Annotated in this window: 13 protein-coding genes, 1 tRNA gene and 1 pseudogene; 7 read left to right on the forward strand and 8 right to left on the reverse strand. The window is 66.7% G+C overall.

Annotated elements, in window-relative coordinates:
* Nucleotides 1-46 precede the first annotated feature (46 nt).
* The 3 genes and pseudogenes from QM591_RS06845 to QM591_RS06855 form a co-directional block, all read left to right on the forward strand.
* Nucleotides 47-283: pseudogene (locus QM591_RS06845) on the forward strand (hypothetical protein); the annotation flags it as partial.
* 127 nt (nucleotides 284-410) lie between these two features.
* Entirely contained in the window at nucleotides 411-1,523 is a 1,113-nt protein-coding gene (locus QM591_RS06850; protein ID WP_415130917.1) for a carbohydrate-binding module family 20 domain-containing protein, read from the forward strand.
* A 111-nt stretch (nucleotides 1,524-1,634) separates the two neighbouring features.
* Nucleotides 1,635-2,036: a DUF4259 domain-containing protein gene (locus QM591_RS06855; protein ID WP_415130919.1), complete on the forward strand. Its 402-nt coding sequence runs from the start codon at nucleotides 1,635-1,637 to the stop codon at nucleotides 2,034-2,036.
* A 7-nt stretch (nucleotides 2,037-2,043) separates the two neighbouring features.
* Here the strand turns inward: QM591_RS06855 and QM591_RS06860 are convergent, their stop codons facing one another.
* The 5 genes from QM591_RS06860 to QM591_RS06880 form a co-directional block, all read right to left on the reverse strand.
* Nucleotides 2,044-3,120, reverse strand: a complete 1,077-nt coding sequence (locus QM591_RS06860) for a hypothetical protein (protein WP_415130921.1) — start codon at nucleotides 3,118-3,120, stop codon at nucleotides 2,044-2,046.
* A 178-nt stretch (nucleotides 3,121-3,298) separates the two neighbouring features.
* The gene (locus QM591_RS06865; protein WP_415130923.1) at nucleotides 3,299-4,534 is read right to left on the reverse strand and encodes a hypothetical protein; all 1,236 of its coding nucleotides are present in this window, start codon (nucleotides 4,532-4,534) and stop codon (nucleotides 3,299-3,301) included.
* A 234-nt stretch (nucleotides 4,535-4,768) separates the two neighbouring features.
* Nucleotides 4,769-5,446 (reverse strand): hypothetical protein, encoded by a 678-nt coding sequence (locus tag QM591_RS06870; RefSeq protein ID WP_415130925.1) that lies wholly within the window; start codon nucleotides 5,444-5,446, stop codon nucleotides 4,769-4,771.
* A 57-nt stretch (nucleotides 5,447-5,503) separates the two neighbouring features.
* Complete coding sequence (locus QM591_RS06875; RefSeq protein WP_415130927.1) at nucleotides 5,504-6,256, reverse strand: polymorphic toxin-type HINT domain-containing protein; 753 nt, start codon at nucleotides 6,254-6,256, stop codon at nucleotides 5,504-5,506.
* A 402-nt stretch (nucleotides 6,257-6,658) separates the two neighbouring features.
* Nucleotides 6,659-13,822, reverse strand: coding sequence for a DNRLRE domain-containing protein (locus QM591_RS06880; protein ID WP_415130929.1), 7,164 nt, complete (start codon nucleotides 13,820-13,822; stop codon nucleotides 6,659-6,661).
* Nucleotides 13,823-13,980: 158 nt separating this feature from the next.
* Between QM591_RS06880 and QM591_RS06885 the strand changes: the two genes are divergently transcribed.
* Nucleotides 13,981-14,556 carry an RBBP9/YdeN family alpha/beta hydrolase gene (locus QM591_RS06885; RefSeq protein ID WP_415130931.1) on the forward strand — a complete coding sequence of 192 codons (576 nt, stop codon included), beginning with the start codon at nucleotides 13,981-13,983 and terminating at the stop codon, nucleotides 14,554-14,556.
* A gap of 59 nt (nucleotides 14,557-14,615) precedes the next feature.
* Here QM591_RS06885 and QM591_RS06890 read toward each other — a convergent pair whose 3' ends face one another.
* Entirely contained in the window at nucleotides 14,616-15,065 is a 450-nt protein-coding gene (locus tag QM591_RS06890; RefSeq protein ID WP_415130933.1) for an isopeptide-forming domain-containing fimbrial protein, read from the reverse strand.
* A gap of 693 nt (nucleotides 15,066-15,758) precedes the next feature.
* Between QM591_RS06890 and QM591_RS06895 the strand changes: the two genes are divergently transcribed.
* A complete protein-coding gene (locus QM591_RS06895; protein ID WP_415130935.1) occupies nucleotides 15,759-16,097 on the forward strand; it encodes a hypothetical protein in 339 nt (112 codons plus the stop codon).
* Between the two features lie 194 nt (nucleotides 16,098-16,291).
* The gene (locus tag QM591_RS06900; protein WP_415130937.1) at nucleotides 16,292-16,624 is read left to right on the forward strand and encodes an ATP-dependent DNA ligase; all 333 of its coding nucleotides are present in this window, start codon (nucleotides 16,292-16,294) and stop codon (nucleotides 16,622-16,624) included.
* 135 nt (nucleotides 16,625-16,759) lie between these two features.
* On the opposite strand, the gene QM591_RS06905 is transcribed toward QM591_RS06900, so the two are convergent.
* Complete coding sequence (locus QM591_RS06905; protein WP_415130939.1) at nucleotides 16,760-17,161, reverse strand: amidohydrolase family protein; 402 nt, start codon at nucleotides 17,159-17,161, stop codon at nucleotides 16,760-16,762.
* On the opposite strand from QM591_RS06905, the gene QM591_RS06910 reads away from it, so the two are divergent.
* Complete coding sequence (locus QM591_RS06910; protein ID WP_415130941.1) at nucleotides 17,099-17,581, forward strand: carbohydrate kinase family protein; 483 nt, start codon at nucleotides 17,099-17,101, stop codon at nucleotides 17,579-17,581. The two genes, QM591_RS06905 and QM591_RS06910, sit on opposite strands and share 63 nt — an antisense overlap.
* A 105-nt stretch (nucleotides 17,582-17,686) precedes the next feature.
* Here QM591_RS06910 and QM591_RS06915 read toward each other — a convergent pair.
* Nucleotides 17,687-17,777, reverse strand: a tRNA-Ser gene (locus tag QM591_RS06915).
* Nucleotides 17,778-18,040: the final 263 nt, after the last annotated feature.

The raw sequence follows: 18,040 nt of genomic DNA on the forward strand, positions 1-18,040 counted from the left end.
TCCGCAGGCCCCCCGCCGCGCGATCGTGCTCGCCGCGGGTCTGGTCATGGCCCTCGTCGTCGCCCTTCTCGCGGCGACACCGGCCCACGCCGGCACCCGGGACGGGGTGTGGCACAACCCGTACGGCGATGACGAGCTGTACGCCACGCAACCCACCGAGCGATCCCCCCGCGACCCGATGGCGGGAGAGAACGTCACGGTTCGCGCCACCACGTGGCCGATCGCCTCGGGCCAGTCGGTGTGGGTCACGTGGAGCGTCAACGGCGTCAGCCAGACTCCGCGCGGCGCAGTGGTTCGCCGACAGCGCCTGGTTCGACACTCCCCTGCGCCCGCACACCGAGAACCTCTGCAACTGCCTGGAGACCACGCCCGACGCGATCGGCGACGTCGACAGCAACCGCGCGAACCTCGTGCGCCGCTACGAGAACGCGCCCTACACGTACTCGCTCGCGCACCGCGCGAACCTGTACGGCGAACCGCTCGCGCCGCCGCTCGTGTACTACTACCAGAACGACGACAACGTGCGGGAGATGGGTCACCAGAAGATGCTGGGCCGCGACCTGATGGTGGCGATCGTGGCGGGATCCGGCGAGCGGGAGCGCGACGTGTACCTGCCCGCGGGCGACTGGATCGACATCCACACGAACGAGCGCATCTCGAGCACGGGCCAGTGGATCTCCGACGTGCCGCTGTGGCGCAACGGCGTGTTCACCCTCCCCGCCTACGCCCGAGCGGGTGCGATCATCCCGCAGGCGTACGTCGATGCCGAGACGAAGGACATCACGGGCCTGCGCTCCGACTCGGCCGTGCACAGCGAGCAGATCACGACCGTCTACGCCGACGACACCGCGTCCAGCTTCACGCTGTACGAGGACGACGGCGCCAGCACGGCCTACCAGAGCGGGGCGGTGCGAACGACGGAGATCAGCCAGTCGATGACCGGGAGCGTCGCCACCGTCACCGTGGGCGCTGCCTCCGGCACCTACACGGGCGCCCCGTCCTCACGCCCCACGGTCGTCAAACTCGTCACCGACGACACGCAGGCCGCCTCCGTGACCCTCAACGGCAGCGCGCTCACCGAACACGCCAACAAGGCCGCGTTCGATGCCGCGAGCAGCGGGTGGTACAACGCGGGCGGCAACAACGTGATCGCCAAGGCGGCCAGCAGCTCGGTGGGCACCGCGAAGACCTTCGCCTTCACACTGGGCGAAGACCCGGTGTGGGCGACGTTCGCGTGCGAGTTCGCGACGACCACCTTCGGCCAGTCGGTCTACGTCGTGGGCAACATCCCGCAGCTGGGCAACTGGTCGCCGGCCAGCGCGATCAAGCTCAACCCCAGCGCATACCCCACCTGGACCGGCGTGATCGAGAACCTCCCGCCCTCGAGCGCGATCGAGTGGAAGTGCATCAAGCGGCAAGAAGCAGGCAATCCGAACACGGCCGATGCGTGGGAGCCCGGAGCCAACAACGTGCTGAACACGCCACCATCGGGGTCCGCCGGAATCACGACGGGCGCCTTCTAGCCGGACACCTCGCGCCGCAGCGGCTCGTCCCCCGTTCCGTCCATCCGTCACCGCGTGGGCAGGGCGGGCGACGAGGCGCGAGACGCGGTTCGAATCGCTACGCTCGGACGCATGGGTGCATGGAGCGAGGAACCGTTCGGGAACGACACTGCCGCCGATTGGGGCTGGGAGTTGGACGACGCCGAGTCGTGGGAGTTCGTCACAGAGGTGCTGCGGGACTTCCTGGCCGCCTCTGACGCCGACGAAGACACCGAGGCGATCGTGGTGGCGGCGGCCGAGACCGTGGCCCACGGGCTCGGCTCCCCCACGCAAGACGACAGCTACACCGAGTCGGTGACTGCGTTCGTCGAGCGTGTCGGGGCGCCCCCGGCCGAGACCGTGGCGCTCGCCCGCGACGCCCTCCGCGTCGTTCGCGGCGACGGGTCTGCCTCAGCCGAGCTCTGGGCCGAGGCAGACGACCTCGAGGCGTGGCGCGACGCGCTCGGCCGCATCGACGCCGCGCTCTCGCGCTGAACGCGGTTCAGACACCGCCGTAATGACCGGAGAAAAGCTCGTCTGCCGTCCTGGTGATGTCCGCGAAGACGTCTGGTGTGATCGACGCAGCAGGCGCCGTCAGGATCATGCGGCTCGGCGTGCTGGCCCGCTGGAAGAGGTCGACGACGACGTCACCCCAGCGTTCCCGGAGCGGAGAAAGGAGCATCTCTTCCGCGGTGGTGCCAGACATTCCCGGTGGTAGATCTTGCTCGTACGCCGTGAAAGTCACAATGGTTTCGTCGGCGGAAACGAGCACCTCTACCGAGTTCTCGAACCACCGGACGTCAGCCTTCTCCTCCTCCTCTTCGGTCAGCGGAATCCCGAGTCGACGATGCGTCTGGCGTAGCTGTGTCCACGGAACCTCGATGCGCCATCCTCGCTGAACAGCCACGTCCACAAGCTCTTGCCGAGGGCGGGGCTTGAGAACGAGATACACGTCCGGGGCGTCGATCTCGCCCAGGACAAGGGGATCCTCCGTCACGCGCCCATCGATGACGACCCGCGTGAGCTTCCGCATCTTGCTCAAGGCATTAAGGCCCCCAATGGATCCGCCGTAGACGCGAAGGTCCTGGAGCCACTCCGCATCCCGGACTGACGTCAGGTCGAACTCCTTGTTCGTGATCACGGTCAATGCGCGCAAGGCCTCCGGGTGGGCCAGATCAGGGAGTCGTGTCGCTCGCGGCCCGTCGATATGCAGGGTATGCAGCGGCGCCGAGATGGGGACCGTGACCTCGCGCACCTCAGCGTGCTCCAACCTGCCCCCCGCCAACACCGTCGCCCAGCGCCCGTGTGAGGGGCCTACATATCGGCACAGGTTGAACAGCCGCGACAGGTCAGCCTCCTCATCTGTCTCCCGATCTATCTCCAGATACTCCAAGGAGCGAGCCCGGAAGAGCGCGGCGTATCCCGTCACGCCGTCCTTGTCACCCGCCTCCACATGCAGTCGCCCCATCCGCGGGAGGTGATCGTCAAGGAGGCGGAGATCCACGCCGTCCTGGCCGAACGGAATGCGCACCCCGATGCGATACATCGCCCACGCACGCTCCACCAGCTCCGGAGTCACCGTCCACGGAGACTCACCGCGCCACACCAGCCAGCCCGTCCGGTGCGACAGCACAGAGCTCGGCGGATCCCATTCCACGAGAGGCGACAGACGGTCATCCCACCCAAAGGGACCGTGCCCGTGAACGGTCCCGTCCGACACCGTCATCTCCGTCGCGTCGTACACAAGACCTCCCCCTCTACGCGTTCGCCGCGTGCTCCGCGAACAACGCGGCAGCTTCATCAGTGACCACCTGACTCCACACGATCTCCGTGGGGAAACGCACGACCATCCGGTCGCTTGTACTGTGCCTCTCGATCGCGTCGGCGATCTCATCCCCCTGAAGCGCTCGAATCCGCTCCACCAGAAGCTCCTCGGCCCGTGTCCCCGACAACCCCTCCGGAAGATCGTCTACGTCGGAGGTGAGGGTCCCCCAGTACGGCGGGCCCAGGAGCACGAGATGCCCGGCCTCGACGCGGGTCGGACGATCCGGGGGGAACACCCGACCCAACGCCTTGTACGCGGCACGCATCTCCCGATCGGGCACTTCCAGGCCCCAGCCCTTGCGCGCAGACGCCTCGATGAGTTCGGGGCCTGGCTTCGGCTTGATGATCAGAGTCGCCTCGGGAGCCGTCATCCGGGCCAGTACGGCTGAGTCTTCCTCCGTCCGACCCTCGATCGTCACCTCGGTGAGGGTGGGGATCTTCGTCAGTGCTTCCAACCCCACAAGCCGCGATGCCATCACGTCGATCACATTCAACCCTGTAGCCGGCAACAGCGACGACAAATCGAACTCCCGCGCCTGCTGCACGTGAAGCTCCCGCAGCGCTGACGGTTGACGCAATTCGGGAAGTCGAGATACACGGCGCGAGCCCAGCGCCAAGAAACGAACCGGGCCGGCAATCGGGCTGAGCGCTTCGTCAACCTGCAATTGCTCTAGCCCGGGCAGGGACAGGACACTGGACCACTTTCCGAAAGAGGGCCCGTAATACTGACGCAATCCCCACAAGCGAGACAAGTCGGACTCTTCCGATATCTCCGGCTCCTGGATATCGAGCAACTCCAACGCTCTCGCTCGCCGGAGCTCTCCGTATCCCACGACCTCGCTCCACGGATCGATACGCAGAGACCGCATCCGCGGCAGATGATCACGAAGGTCTGAGAGGTCTGCGGTCACCCCATCGGGGCAACTGACGCGAACCCCGATCCGATACAGCGCCCAAGCCCGTTCGACCATCTCGGGTGTCACCGGCCACCGCTTCTCACCACGCCACACGAGCCACCCCGGCCGGTGAAACAACGGCGACCCCGGCTCCTCCCATTCCACGAATGGAGTGAATCGCTCGTCCCAGCCGAACGGCTCGTCGGTCTCGACCTCGCCGTCGCGGACCTCTAGCTCTTCAACCCTCACGGGGTCGTCTTCGCTGCGCAGCATGTGGGGAACCTCAGCGACTCTCTCTCAGAGCCATTGCAGAGGCGGGCTCCACGCGGTCAAATGCGATGCACGGCGAGAACATGAGGAGCCGTGACCCCCGGACGCGGGGCGAGGCCGAACTTAATCGTGCCCTCACGCTTGTGACAGTCGGCCACGGCTCACAGTAAGCCTAACGGGCGGGAGGCGGCGGTGTCGAAGGGTTCCCCGGCGCCGCAGGCCCGAGGGGCGCGCAGCTCACCCAACCGACCCAGCCAGGGGACTCAACCTCCGCATTGCTTCTCTGCACATATCGGAGACCCGCTCCCGGACTGCGGAATCAATCTCGCCCCCTCGAAGGTCAGACAGGCGGGCATTCAGGATCACCTCCAGCGCCCGGGACATCAACCACTGGTTGCGTTGGATATCGACCACCCATTGGCTCAGACGCCCGGCAACGAGAGTGCCGACCGTCTCGCCTGCGAGGTCCGTCACGAGGATGGCGTTGCACAGCATCGCGGCATACTCCTGCCCCGTAGGAGGCACATCGTTCTCGAAGAACGAGCGCAGATGATCGTTGAGCTCGTGGGTATCGAGAGATTCTTCCACACCGTCAACAAACGCCCGCGTGCCATCGAGTTCGGTGAAGACGTCCACCGGCACTAGGCGGACTGCGTCGCCACTCCCAAAGACCTGGTCGGCAACGGAGTCAGCGACGATCGCTACGCGTTCCTCCATGTCAATCTCGAATACCAGCCGGCCCTCAGCGACCACGGATAGCGCCCGATACTGCACTTGCTGAGAGCTCACGAAGCTCTCGACCGCTGCTGCGTACTGTTCTATCTCCGAGCAGCCCTCCGATAGCTGAGCGAGTGCATGCGAGTCAGCCGCATCGAGAGCAGTGAGCTCCCCTCCGCGAGGGATCGCCCAAGCCATCACCCGCTCCAACACACGCCGAGACGGGACGTCTATGAGATACACACTGCCCTCTCCCTATAGGACGCGGATGTGCTTGACCGGCCCGACGTTGATGTGCTTGTTCTTGGACGACCAGCCACTCCGTCCAGGATGCCTCATCGGTTTGTGTGTCGGCAGACCGTACTCCTTCGACCACTTCACGAGTGTCTTCGCGTCCTTCTTGCTCACTCCCGTACGTTTTGCGCTCTTGGCAAGTGAGATCAACGCTTGCTGGTCAGCGGAGAATCGAGGACAGGAGTCGTTGTGGCTGAGGACGGACGTGTCGCCGTAGGTCACATAGTAGGTGTGGAGGCGGTTGACCGTCAGGTTGTGAACGACCGCAGACCGCGTATCGACCGCCAGACCAGCAACCTCCACGGCCGCACCCGCGTCACTGACCAGCACGTCACCGACAGCGAGGTCACCCGCATCCGTCCACCCGGAACCCTCAACCCAGAACGGATGCCCGCCCGTCGCCGTCACCCACTCGACGACTCCGTCACCATCGGCATCCGTACCGATCCGCACCAGATCCTTCAGCCCGTCACCGAGAATCAGATCAGTCACCGGCTCCGCCGACGACTCCCCCGTCTCCGGATCAGTCGCCCACACCAGTTCACCGACCGCGATCTCTTCGATCGGCTTCGATGAACCATCCGCCCTCAGCGGGGAGGGAGATATCCCCCGACGTGCAACGAGACGTCCGCGCCGAAAACACCGCCCAGCAGCGGCGGTTGATCGGAGCGCAGCTGTGGGCTGGGATCTAGGGAGACATATCGCCAGACCCACTCATCCGACGTACACGATACGCACCTCCTGGAGCGGTCGTATCGGTGACTCTTTGCAGAACTTGGGGGCGTTCACGGTTCCGCCCAACCGCCAGAGGCCGCCAGCGGGGTCACTGTGTGGAGCCATCTGACAGCACCTGGACAGCCCGACTCAGCAAGCGGTAATGCTCAGGCCAGAGCGAAGCCCATGCCGGGTTCACCGCGAGGGCTCTGCCCACGTCTCTGACCTCCCGCTCGGAGACGCGACCGCCGCTGATCGCGGTGGAAACCCACCCTGCGGCGGCCGCTTCCAGTTCAACAACGTCCATCCACGCCTCTTGAGCTGCATCGGATAGACCAACAGGGTAGTCAGCTCGTTCCTGGAGCTCAGTCAAGATTGCCTTCAGACTGTCAAGCCGCGTACTCACCATGCTGTATATGTCCTCCCCCTCGCGCTCACGATTCCACCACCGGAGCCTCTGACGCGCACCTTCTTGCCCGTTGCACCGACTCGTCGAGAGAGATCCACTCCCTGTCTGGCATAGTCCTTCAACGACTGCCCCACTTTGCCGTGCTTGCGATGGTGGTATCGGATGCTCTGAAGTCGGTTGGGGAAGGTCCCTCTATCCCAATGCGCCATGACGTCTCCAGCCCAGGAGCTTCCACACGAGTCGTTGTGGCTGAGGACGGATGTGTCGCCGTAGGTCACATAGTAGGTGTGTAGACGGTTGACCGTCAGGTTGTGAACCACCGCGGACCGCGTCTCGACCGCGAGACCGGCAACTTCCACGGCCGCACCGACTTGGCTGACCAGCACGTCACCGACAGCGAGGTCACCGGCATTCGTCCACCCAGAACCCTCGACCCAGAACGGGTGCCCGTCCGTCGCCGTCACCCACTCCACGACCCCGTCACCATCGGCATCCGTACCGACTCGCACCAGATCCTTCAGCCCGTCGCCGAGAATCAGATCAGTCACCGGCTCCGCCGACGACTCCCCCGTCTCCGGGTCAGTCGCCCACACCAGCTCCCCGACCCCGATCTCCTCAATCGGCTTCGACGAACCATCCGCCATCAACACCAACGTGCCCGGCACGAAGCTGTTCAGCGGACACGACTTCGCCTTCGCCCGCTTGGCGGCTGGCTTCTTCGCAGGCGCCTTCACCCGCGCCTTCTTCTTCACCGCCCTGGTGGTCGACTTGACGACCTTACCCACAGACCGCGCGATCTTGCTGCCCCGGACCACCTTCGACACCGCCGAGGCGACACGGACCACGCCGACGACCACCTTCGCCGCCAGCGCTGCGACACCCACGCCCGGAACGAACGACAGAGCCGTCAACCCAATATCGAGGGCCAGACCCCAGTCCCACAGCCCCGTCGTGTCGAAGCGGTTGATCGGGTCGTTGGGGTAGTTGTAGGCGTTCTCGTTGCCGCCCTCCACCGGATCGACGGACAAGAATCGGCCCGTCACCGGGTTGTACAGACGGGCACCCATGAGCATCAGACCGGTCTCGTCGGTCGCCCGCTCATGCGAACCCAACCAGCCGTAGTCCACGACACCCGTGTCCACTGCGGTCGTGTTCGCGGTCTGGATGGGCGACCCGTACTCGTCGAACACTCCCCAGCCCGAGATCTCCTCCGCCGCCGTCGAGGCCGACGCGAGCGGAATCATCGTGATGACGTCACCGTGAGGATCGTCCACCGCCAGCTCCACCGAGCCGTCGTCGGCCACCGTCGCGCCCAGACCCGACCCCAACGCCGGCGTGTACCGCGTGGTCGACGTGCCATCCGGCGTGACATCGACCACCTTCGACGGCGAATCCGACGACCCGGCATAGTGACGCGTAACCGTGGAGGTCACCACACCCGACAGCGTCACCGTCTCCACCAGCCGACGACCAGCCACATCCAGCGAGAACGTGGTCGACCGCGCGCCCTGGGTAATCGAACGCGGCGCATCCGACTCGAAATACCCGAGCGAGACATCACCCTTCGCCGGGTCGGGAGCATCAGCGGCAGGAAGCACCGTCACCCGGCCGAAGAGATCATGCGTGTAGGCGCTCTGACCATCACCGGCCGTCAACACCCGCGAAGAGAGGTCATACGACCAGTTCTTCGTGGAAGCAGACCCACTGCCACACTCACCGGTCTCATCCACGCCGGTCGTCGTCAGCGAAGTCCGGTTACCCTGCTTGTCGAAGCCGTACTCGCGCACCTCGCATTCCTCGCCGGCGCGATCCACGACACGTGTGAGACGACTCGCCCGATCGTAGGAGTATTCCCTAGTGGGATCCTCCCCACTGCCACTCAGCATGGTCATGGGCGCCCACTCACGCACGACTCGGCCCTGGAAGTCATACTCGCGAGACCACGACAACCATGTGCCCCGACCGACCGTTACCGCCTCGGTGTCGGGGTCGATCGTGGTGACTTTGCCCTCGTAGATCTGCTCCACGAGCTGACCCAAGTCGTCGTAGACGAAACGCTGAGTGATCTGGCCGGGAGCGGTCTGCACCGTCATCGCGGCCTGATCGTCGTAGGCGGCCCGGTACTCGCCGACTCCCGACACCGTCATGCGGGTGACGAGGCCGCGGTACTCCGGTTGCCCGTTGGCGTCGTTCCCGTCGTACGTGTAGCTCACCGTTCCGAGAGTGGGGCTGGTGGTCGAGGCGACCTGGCCCGCTCCAGGCTGGCCCGGCGCGACATACGTCGTCGTGGTCACATCTCCGAGCTGGTTGGTCTCCTTCGTCACCCGACCCCAGAGATCATGCTCCACCGTCTCCGATGCCGTGACGTTCCCCTGAGCGTCCAGGGCTTCGGTGCCGGTGACCAGACCGTTGGTCGCGCTGTACACGGTGCGGATCGCAGGCTCGGGCGCCGCGCTGGCCGTCCCCGAGACCGTTGAGTCTGTCGTCACGGCACGTCCGGCGGTGTCATAGGTGGTGGTCGTCGTCCGCTCCACCACGTTCGAACCCGACCCCGACGTCTCGACGACCTCGGCCTGCTGCAGCAGGTAGGTGTACTTGGTCACGCGGGAGTCGGGGAGATCACCGCCGGAGGCTGGAGCGGTCGCGGCGCCATTCCAACACGGAAGTCCGGCCCATTCGGGCTTGTTGCCGCAGGCCGCATCTTGCGCGTTCGCCCCAGCGGTGTAGTCAATGGAGAGCGTCGTCGCTTCGTCGTTTCCCTGCGACAACGGAGCACGGGACTCCACCACGCCACCGCTCTTGTCGTAGCGCGTCTTCGTCACGATGTCGTTGCTCGACGAACCGCCCATCACGAGCGTGTTCGACGTGGAAGCACCCAATCGCCACCCCGAGGTGTCGCCCGTCGCCGAACTCCCGTCGATGGGGCTGTAACCGCTCTTGGTCTGCGAGACGGTCTCGATGTCGGCGGGAACGGTCACGTCCGGATCGGTGGTCGCCGAGTCGGGTGCTGCTGCACCCACCGTGGTGGATGTCACCAGTCCCCACCGCTGACCCGTGACAGCGTCGATCCCGCTGCCCGGAGCCCCCTGGTCGTACACGTAGGTGGTGTGCGCCCTCACGCGTTGCGATTCACCGTCTGAGAGGACTGCGTCTTCTGCCGGCGCCCAGGAGTCGGTGACGAACATGCCGGCCGCCACGGCGGTGCCCGCGATCGACATCGCACCGTTGTAGCGCGTGACCGTTGCATACTCCGATGCATCGAATGTGTCCGTGGGATCGGCGGCCACGCGGTCGATCACGGCGCGAATTCCCCGGTTGTCGAAGGAGCGCACCACGTTACCCAGATCGTCGTAGTCGGTCGCGGTGAGCTGCCATGCCCCTGCGCCATACTCCGCGCTGTTGACGGTGTAGCCCTCGTCGTCGGTGTACTGGATCGACGCGTAGCGCCAGTCGGCTGCCGAGAGCTGCGACGGGTCCGTCGTGGAGAGGGGCCTGTCGGGGCCGAACTCCGCCGCACCGTAGGTGGGCACCCGCTCCTGCTTCCAGCGCGCGACACTCGTCGCCCTCAGGTCAGGGAGCCCGGACACGGCCTGGGTCGGGTCGATCCCGTAGACGAAGCTCGTCAGCGTCGACGTGGGCTGGCCCGACGCGGCGCCCCCGCGGGTGACCTTCGCCAGTCGCAGATCGGTTCCCGTCGTGTACGAGAAGCCATACGGTGCCAGTCCGGCATTGGTCACGCCGGTCAGGCGCGTCACGTCGGTTCCACTGACCGAGTACGTGTAGCTGGTCGAGAGACCCGGCCGCCGCGGGTCTGCGACGGTGGCCAATCGTCCGTTCGAGTGATACGTGTACTGAGCGACGACGGTCGTGCGCATGGCGGGGGTCGGAGTGGCATCGGGATCGAACGCGGTGTAAGCGATGCTCTTCACCTGGCCGGACACATCTCCCGGGGAGGAGGATGTCGCGGTCGTCGACGACGCGTACGTCACCTCGAGCGCGCGACAGCCCGCGACCAAGGTGGTGCACGTCACGCCGTCGGGCACCGAGGCGAGGATTCGCGTGACGCGTCCCTGGGCGTCGGTCGTGTAGGTCGTCTTGCCCAGCCCGCCGGGCTCTTGAACGGAGACCGGCGTCCAGCGGAAGCGAGGATCACCCTGCGACAGGATCTTCCAGGTCGTGACGGTCCCGTCGATCTCTTTGAGCGTCAGGGTGCGCCCCGTCCCGCTTCCCGCAACGGTCACCTTGGCTTCCATGAACGCGGTGTCTTCGTCCACCGCGCTGTAGGAGCCCGCGGGAGCGTCGAGCTTCTTGCCGCCGGGCTGCCGGTACACAAGGGGGTCTCCCTCGTCGTCGACGAACGCGATAGTGCCATCGATCGTGGTGCTGTCGACCACGGTCAGCGACGCGCCTCCCTCGCCCGAACCGTCGAACGATGCCGTCCATCCGGGCCCGAAGACGCCGTAGCCGCCGGGAACGGGGCCGTCGAACGTGGAGTGCGAACGCGACACCGACAGCGCGCCTTCCGGAGTCGGCACAGTCACGTCGGTCTCGCTCAAATTGAACTCGCCGGTCCAGAGCGCCACCTGACCGGGGCCGGCTTCGGCCGTCGGAAAGCCTCCTCCGAAGGCATGCGGAACCCGCAGCACGGTGGCACCCACCCCGTTGTCATCGGTGCACTGCGTGCCGACCGCGGCGTAGGTGAAGCACAGCCGCACCTCCAGGAGGACGGGCACGCGGTGATTGAGAGCGACGGACGACCCCGAGCTGGTATCGGTGACCGCCGACTGGGTCTGCCAGATGAAGTTCTTCACCTCGACGGGAGTCGACGAGCCCCCGGAGGTCGGCACGCTGCCACCGTCGGTCCATCCCGACCCAGACGCCCCAGCCGCGCGCCACTGCAGCTTGGCGCTCACGGATGCGGCCTGCCCGAGCGGCGGAGCCGTCGCGGACAACCGGACGGAGTTGTTGGTCTTCACGCCTTCGACAGACGTCGTGAACGCCGCGTTGCCGTAGCCGAACGTGTATGTCTGTGTGGCCGAGGTAAGGCCCGAGATCTGCTTCGTATACGCCGTGATCCGGTGGCTTCCGGACGACTTCGACACCGAGACGCTGAAGGTGCCGCCCGAGCCTGCGGTGACCGACTTGACCGTGTCGCTGGTCGCGCCGTCGACGCGGTACGCGAGGGCGGTCGCCGCATTGTTGCCGCCACTGCTGGGGACGGAGATCGTGCACGTGATGTTCGAGGACGGCGGGTTGTCCGTCCACGAGCCGTTGGCGTAGCTGGGGCAGGAGATGGTGGGCGCGGGTGGCTTGCCGACGGCGGTCTTGAAGGCGACCATCGAGCTGTAGCCGGGGTTGGAGCCGGAGACGCCGTCACGGACGACGGCCCGCACCCAGTAGGACGAGTTGTCGGCGAGTTTGCCCGACGGCGCCGCGCACGAGACGGTCGCGCCCGAAGATCCCGATTTCGTGCAGGTGGTGACGAGGTTGGCGGAACTGACCGTCGAGGACTTATAGACCTCGAGCGTGTACGCCAACGTGCCCCCATCGGCGTCCGTCGCTTTCGTCGAGAACGTCGGGGTCAGCGTGTTCGCGTACTTCGTCGATCCCGACGTCGTCACCCCCGATACCGTGGGCGCGCTGGGCTTGCCCGGATGCCGGTTGTACGTGACCTTCAGCTTCGGGGGGTTCGACCCGTTCGACGACGAGATCCGACGCCATTCCAGGTTCGAGCTCTCCGACGCGGTCAACCGCATCGAGAACGTGGTCTTGTTCTGGTCGGCGGCGTTCTGCACGATCGACTTCACGTCCACCGCCGACATCCACCCCGCCGGGCACGCCGACCCGCCGCCCTTCCCACCCACCGAGAACGTCTTCGACACGCTGCTGTTCGTGCTCGGCTGGTTGTTCCACGTGATGTCGTCGTTGCTCATCGTCTCCGACGACGCCCGCACCGTGAACGACGACGCATTGCAGTTGTACGACTTGTTCCCATACAGCTGCAGCGTCGCCGACTGGATCTGCGCCCCCGCGATCGGCTGACCACTGAACTTCAAGAACGCCCGGTACTTGTACGTCCCCGAGTTATACGTCCCGAACATCAGCTCCGTCGCCGACGCGTAGTTCTCATTCGGGAACTGCGTCGACACATAACTGTCCCGCGGCCCCGCGAACGTCACACTCGGATCGATCACCACCGGATATGTCGCCGACTCCAAGAACTCCTCGCCCGGAGTCACCACGACCGTCTGCGCACCCTTCCGGGTCTCCACACTGACGTCCGCGACTTCGACCTCACCCGCCGCCGCAGGCAGCGAGACCTCCCCGTGCGGATCCGCCTCCGCATCCCACATGAACGCCGTCCCCAACGCGCCCACCGTGTCACCCTCATCAGTGACCAGAGCAACCTGCGAGCCGTCCTGAACGAACTCCACCCCATCGGCGACCACAGGCAGCTCCACCGCCACCGACGCGGGATCCTCCGGCTTCTCCGTCAACACCACGTAGTGCTCAAAGCCATAGCGAGTGGCCTCCACCACCAGATCAACCCCGGGCTCCACATCCTGATACGTCGCCCGGGATCCCTCCAGCACTGGCTCCGGCAACGGCTCCCCCTGCCACCCGAACCCGACCGAACCATCCTCCGAACCCACCTGCACCAACGGGGAATCCCCCGCCTGCCCGCCATGGATCTCCACGTCATACACCGGCGACACGGGACGCACCACTCCATCCGCGCCCGCCTGCAACGTCAGATCGACATCACGCCACCCGTGCTCACCCGACGAATCACGAACCCGCTCCACCCCCGTCGACGACTCCACCGTGAACGAACCGTCCGGCTCCGCAAACGTCACCGACGACTCCGACCGCTCCGACAACACCTCCACCCGCACACCCTGCGATTTCGCGGCGATCTGCGCCTCGATGGGGGAATCGGCGACCGTCGTCCGCTCTTCCGCCTGGGCGGGGGCCGGGGCCTCAGCCGTGGGCTGCGCCGGCGCCGTCTCAGCGGCGGCGCTCGGAGCGAGGAGGCCGCCGACGAGTCCGGCAGCGATGATCACGCCCGCCCCAATGGACGTCGCGGTGCGACGAGCGATCGTGGCGAGGAACCGGTGGCGCGGCTGGGCAGCACGGAAGATCGTGGGTGCGGGCATGGGTGATCCTTCGGGTGGGAGAGCACGACGGAAAAATGCCGTCACTAAAAAGTTGCCGCTGGAGACCATTTCCTTACAGCCAACGCCAAGTTTTTTCTCAGCGGGCACTCAGGTCCCTCTCCGCGCGCATCGCCAAGTGCCCAGGAATAGGCTCCGCCGTGGCTCTCGTTCCCCCGAACATGACCCTGCGCCGCGTTCTCGTCTTCCACGGCTATCTCGCCTCACCGTCGGACCATTGGTTCCCCTGGCTGCGCGATGAGCTCTCTCCCGAGGTGGAGGTCGAGATCGTCGAACTGCCGGATTCGTCCGAACCCGACGCCGAGCGGTGGATCTCGACGGCCACGGAGGCGATCGGAACGCCCACTTCCGAGCTCGCGATCGTCGCCCACAGTCTCGGCGCGGTGACGGCACTTCACGCGCTCGATCGCCTCGCCGGAGACTGGAGCCTCGGCGCGTTCGTCGCGGTCGCCGGGTTCGTCGATCCCCTCCCGGCCCTGCCCCAGCTCGACGGCTTCACCGCCGAGGCGCCCGACCCCACACGAACGGCGGCCCGCACTCTCCATCGAGTCGTCGTCGTATCCGACGACGACTCGATCGTGCCGCCGGCGCTCACCCATCGCCTGGCGGCACGACTCGAGGCCGAGGAAGTGACCGTCTCGGGTGGCGGTCACTTCCTGGCGGACGAGGGCGTCACCACCCTGCCCGCTCTGCTGCGTCTTCTCCCGACCCACTGAGCCCCCGGGGTCGGGACGTGCGTGCCGGCGCGCGGGGGGTCACGCCGGCACGCACACGCTCACTCGGTCGCCGAGCGACGACGCAGCAGGAGCGCTCCCCCACCGATCAGCAGCAGCAGCGCGAGCACCGGCAGCCACAGCGGGAACTGGCCACCCGACACGGCGAGGATCTCCACCTCGTTGTCGGTCGCGCTCGGCGGCGGCGTGATCGTCTCACCCCCGGGGGGGGTGGCGGTGCTGGTGGCGACGTTGCGGAGCGTCGCTCCCGTCACTCCCGTCTTGACGGTGACCGAGTATGTGATCATCACGGTCTCCCCCTCGGCGAGCGCACCGCTCCACGTGAGCGTGGTGCCCGCGAGCGACGGAGCGGCGACCTCACGGCCTCCCACCGTCACGGCCACGTCGTCGTTGAACGTCGCGTGGTCCAAGACCCCGCTCAGATCGTCGGAGATGACGACCTCGTCGAGGCGGGTCTCCCCGGTGTTCACGCCCGTGAGCGTGTAGTGCACGACGGAGCCTTCGCCGACCGAACGCCGTCGCACCGGTGTTGATGCCGGTCACGGTGTACGTGACGATCGAACCCGGGTCGATACGCGTTCCCGCGGCGGGGTCGGAGGTCTTGGTGACCTCGAAGCCCGGAGCGTTGACGGGGTGCTCGGTGACCGCCGGCGGCGTTTCGATCGGCGGAACTCCGCCCGGAGGTGTCGCCGATCCGGTGACTGAGTTCTCCAGCGTCGCGCCTCCCGTGTCGGCGGCGACCGTCACGGTGTACGTGAGGGCCACGGCAGACCCTACGGGGAGTGCGCCGGTCCACGAGAGGGTCTCTCCCGCCAGGACGGAGGCGGCAGCCGGAGCGCCGTCGATCGTCGCCGAGGGAGTGCCGGTGAGCGTCGCGTGGGCGAGCACTCCGCGGAGGTCGTCCGTGATCGACACGGGGTCGAGGGCCGTCTCTCCGGTGTTGGTTCAGGTCACGGTGTACGTGACGACGTCGCCGGGGTCCACCGCGCTGCCCGAGGCGGGATCGGCGGACTTGGAGACCGAGAAGCCGGGCTCGTTGACCGGGTTCCGCGTCGTTCCCGGCGGCGGGGTGCGTCCCCGGCGCGGGCGGAGCCTGACACGTTCTCCTTCCCGCTCCTGTACCCGCTCGGACCCGGTCGCGCAACCGCATGGGTCAACGCGGCGACTCGGACTAGAACGAAGGAATGAAAGCCCTTGTGTACGCAGGCAACGCCCTTCGCACGGGCGATGAGATCGCCCAGGTCGTGATGGAATACGCGGCATCTCTGGCCGGCGCGAGCCGGGCAGACACCGTGGTGATACCGGTGCGGACGACGTCCGGCACCCTGGGCGCAGCCACTCTGCTCCTCGGCCCCGCGAGCCAGATCGTCGCCGAAGATGCGCCCGACGAACTCGAGGAGATCGAGGACGCGTCCGTGGTCGCGGATCTGCGGGAACGAGCGCGCGCCATCGATTCGCCCAGTACGGCCGTCGTGGACGGCGAGCCCCCCGGTGTCGCCGAGCTGGACGAGTTCGGCCTGTGAGGCGACGCCGTCGTCGGCGTTCTCGACGGCCGGGCACAGAGTAGACCCTTGGGTGCCTCACCATAACCCCCTGACGCGGGGACGCTGGGTGCAGGAGCGTGGACCATTACCGCAACGATCAGGTGACACGTGTCCGAGCAGGTGCGTTCCTCGCACGCCGACGTGACAGCCGGGATCGGCAGGACGGAGTCTCCATGGGACGTTTCCACTACGCCAACCACACCAAGATCGAACTCGAGGACCGTGTCCTCGCCCACATCCAGGTGGTCATCGGCAACAAGCTGCGTCGCGGCGAGTCCTTCTTCTTCACCTGGAAGGAGGACATCAGCGTCGGCGACGGACGTTACAGCGTCTGGGTCCACCCGGAGGGCGACCTCAGCTTCCGCTACTTCGGCAGCCGCCGCCCCTCGCTCAACCGGGCGTGGATCGAAGCCCTCGCCATCACCGCCAACTCCCCCGGCGGTCTCTACATCGTCCCCGAACCCGCCGACGCCGCCGAGACCGGCGAGATCGACAGCCTCGACTGACCCCGTCCACGCCGCGCTCTGACTCGACCGAGCGAAAAGCAGGCTCAATCGCCGTCGACACTGCCGCCGCCCGCGCAGGTCGCGGGTGCCCCTGCTTTTCGCACGCGTACCCGCGAGCAACGACCACGACCGCGGTCAGGACGACGACAGTCCGAGCAGGGTCAGCGCGTCGCGGTGGATAAGGGCATCGATCTCCTCGGCCGCCAAGGAGGCGAATCCCGGGGCCTGGACGCCTGCGATGCGGTGGAGGCCCGCGATCGTGTCGTCGACCGTCGTGAAGGGGAAGTCGCTGCCGAAGAGGAGCTTGTGCCAGACGCCGTATTCCTGAACGAGCATGAGCGTGTGCCACAGCTGGAACGGGCGATAGTGCAACGTGCTGATGTCCGCGTAGACGTGTGGGTGCTTGCGGATGACGGCGATGCACTCGCCCTCGTACGGGTGTCCCATGTGCGCGAGGATCAGTCTCAGTTCGGGATGGCGCCGGGCAATGTCGTCGGCAATCGCGGGACGGGCGTAAGCGAGGACGGCCTGGCTCATGACCCCCGCCCCGTCTACGAGCAATTGGTGTCGGCGGCCGACATCGTCTTCGCAAGGGAGGACGAAGCCGCCCTCCTCGTGGGGAACGCGGAGGCTCCCGTTCTGGCGGAGCGCCTCCGCCGGCTCGGGCCCCGTGAAGTCGTCATCAGGCGCGGAGCACACGGAGCATTCGCCTCCGACGGCACCACTTGTCACGATGAGCCCGCCCGCCGCGTGGACGTCGTTGACACCGTGGGCGCCGGTGACGCGTTCGTCGCCGGCTACCTCAGTCTCTGCGGCGGCAGCGCGTCCCTCGTCGAGCGCCTGCGGCGCGGCGTGGCCGTCGGAGCATTCGCGTGCACCTCCGCCGGCGACGGGGAAGGCTCACCGACGCTCGCGGAACTGTCGCGGATGGACGACGAGGAAGGCGTGGTCCGATGACACCCCCTCGTCGACACAACAGTGTGCGCTGAGCCTCTCGTCCACCGGAGGGTCGCCTGCAAGCCTCACACAGACGAAAACCCCTGCCTCGGCAGGGGTTTTCTGTGGCGGTGACGGTGGGATTTGAACCCACGGTAGGGGGTTACCCTACACAACTTTTCGAGAGTTGCACCTTCGGCCGCTCGGACACGTCACCGCGGAAGAGTTTACGTCATCGGACGGGATGCCGCGAACCCGCCTCGGCTGTCCCGCCCACCGCAGGCCCCCCCACTTCACCGCTCCACCGTCTCGCCTCGCCGAGCCGCCCTCGACGCGAGCCAAAAGCAGGCTCGATCGCCACCCCGCGGCCGTCCGGGCCCCCAGCCGCAGTTCGGGCCTGCTTTTCGCACGCGATCCCCGCCCCCTCCGGCCCCCACCGCCCCACACCCGGCCCCCGCCCCCGGCCACCGCCCCCGGCCC

It is taken from the genome of Microbacterium sp. (genome assembly GCF_047607225.1).
GTDB lineage: Bacteria > Actinomycetota > Actinomycetes > Actinomycetales > Microbacteriaceae > Microbacterium.

What these genes read in the sequence shown, in the direction of transcription:
- QM591_RS06855 (WP_415130919.1), top strand. Translation starts at nt 1,635, where the DNA reads ATGGGTGCATGGAGCGAGGAACCGTTCGGGAACGACACTGCCGCCGAT.
- QM591_RS06865 (WP_415130923.1), bottom strand. Translation starts at nt 4,534, where the DNA reads ATGCTGCGCAGCGAAGACGACCCCGTGAGGGTTGAAGAGCTAGAGGTC.
- QM591_RS06870 (WP_415130925.1), bottom strand. Translation starts at nt 5,446, where the DNA reads ATGGCTTGGGCGATCCCTCGCGGAGGGGAGCTCACTGCTCTCGATGCG.
- QM591_RS06880 (WP_415130929.1), bottom strand. Translation starts at nt 13,822, where the DNA reads ATGCCCGCACCCACGATCTTCCGTGCTGCCCAGCCGCGCCACCGGTTC.
- QM591_RS06895 (WP_415130935.1), top strand. Translation starts at nt 15,759, where the DNA reads ATGAAAGCCCTTGTGTACGCAGGCAACGCCCTTCGCACGGGCGATGAG.
- QM591_RS06900 (WP_415130937.1), top strand. Translation starts at nt 16,292, where the DNA reads ATGGGACGTTTCCACTACGCCAACCACACCAAGATCGAACTCGAGGAC.
- QM591_RS06910 (WP_415130941.1), top strand. Translation starts at nt 17,099, where the DNA reads ATGGCGCCGGGCAATGTCGTCGGCAATCGCGGGACGGGCGTAAGCGAG.
- QM591_RS06905 (WP_415130939.1), bottom strand. Translation starts at nt 17,161, where the DNA reads ATGAGCCAGGCCGTCCTCGCTTACGCCCGTCCCGCGATTGCCGACGAC.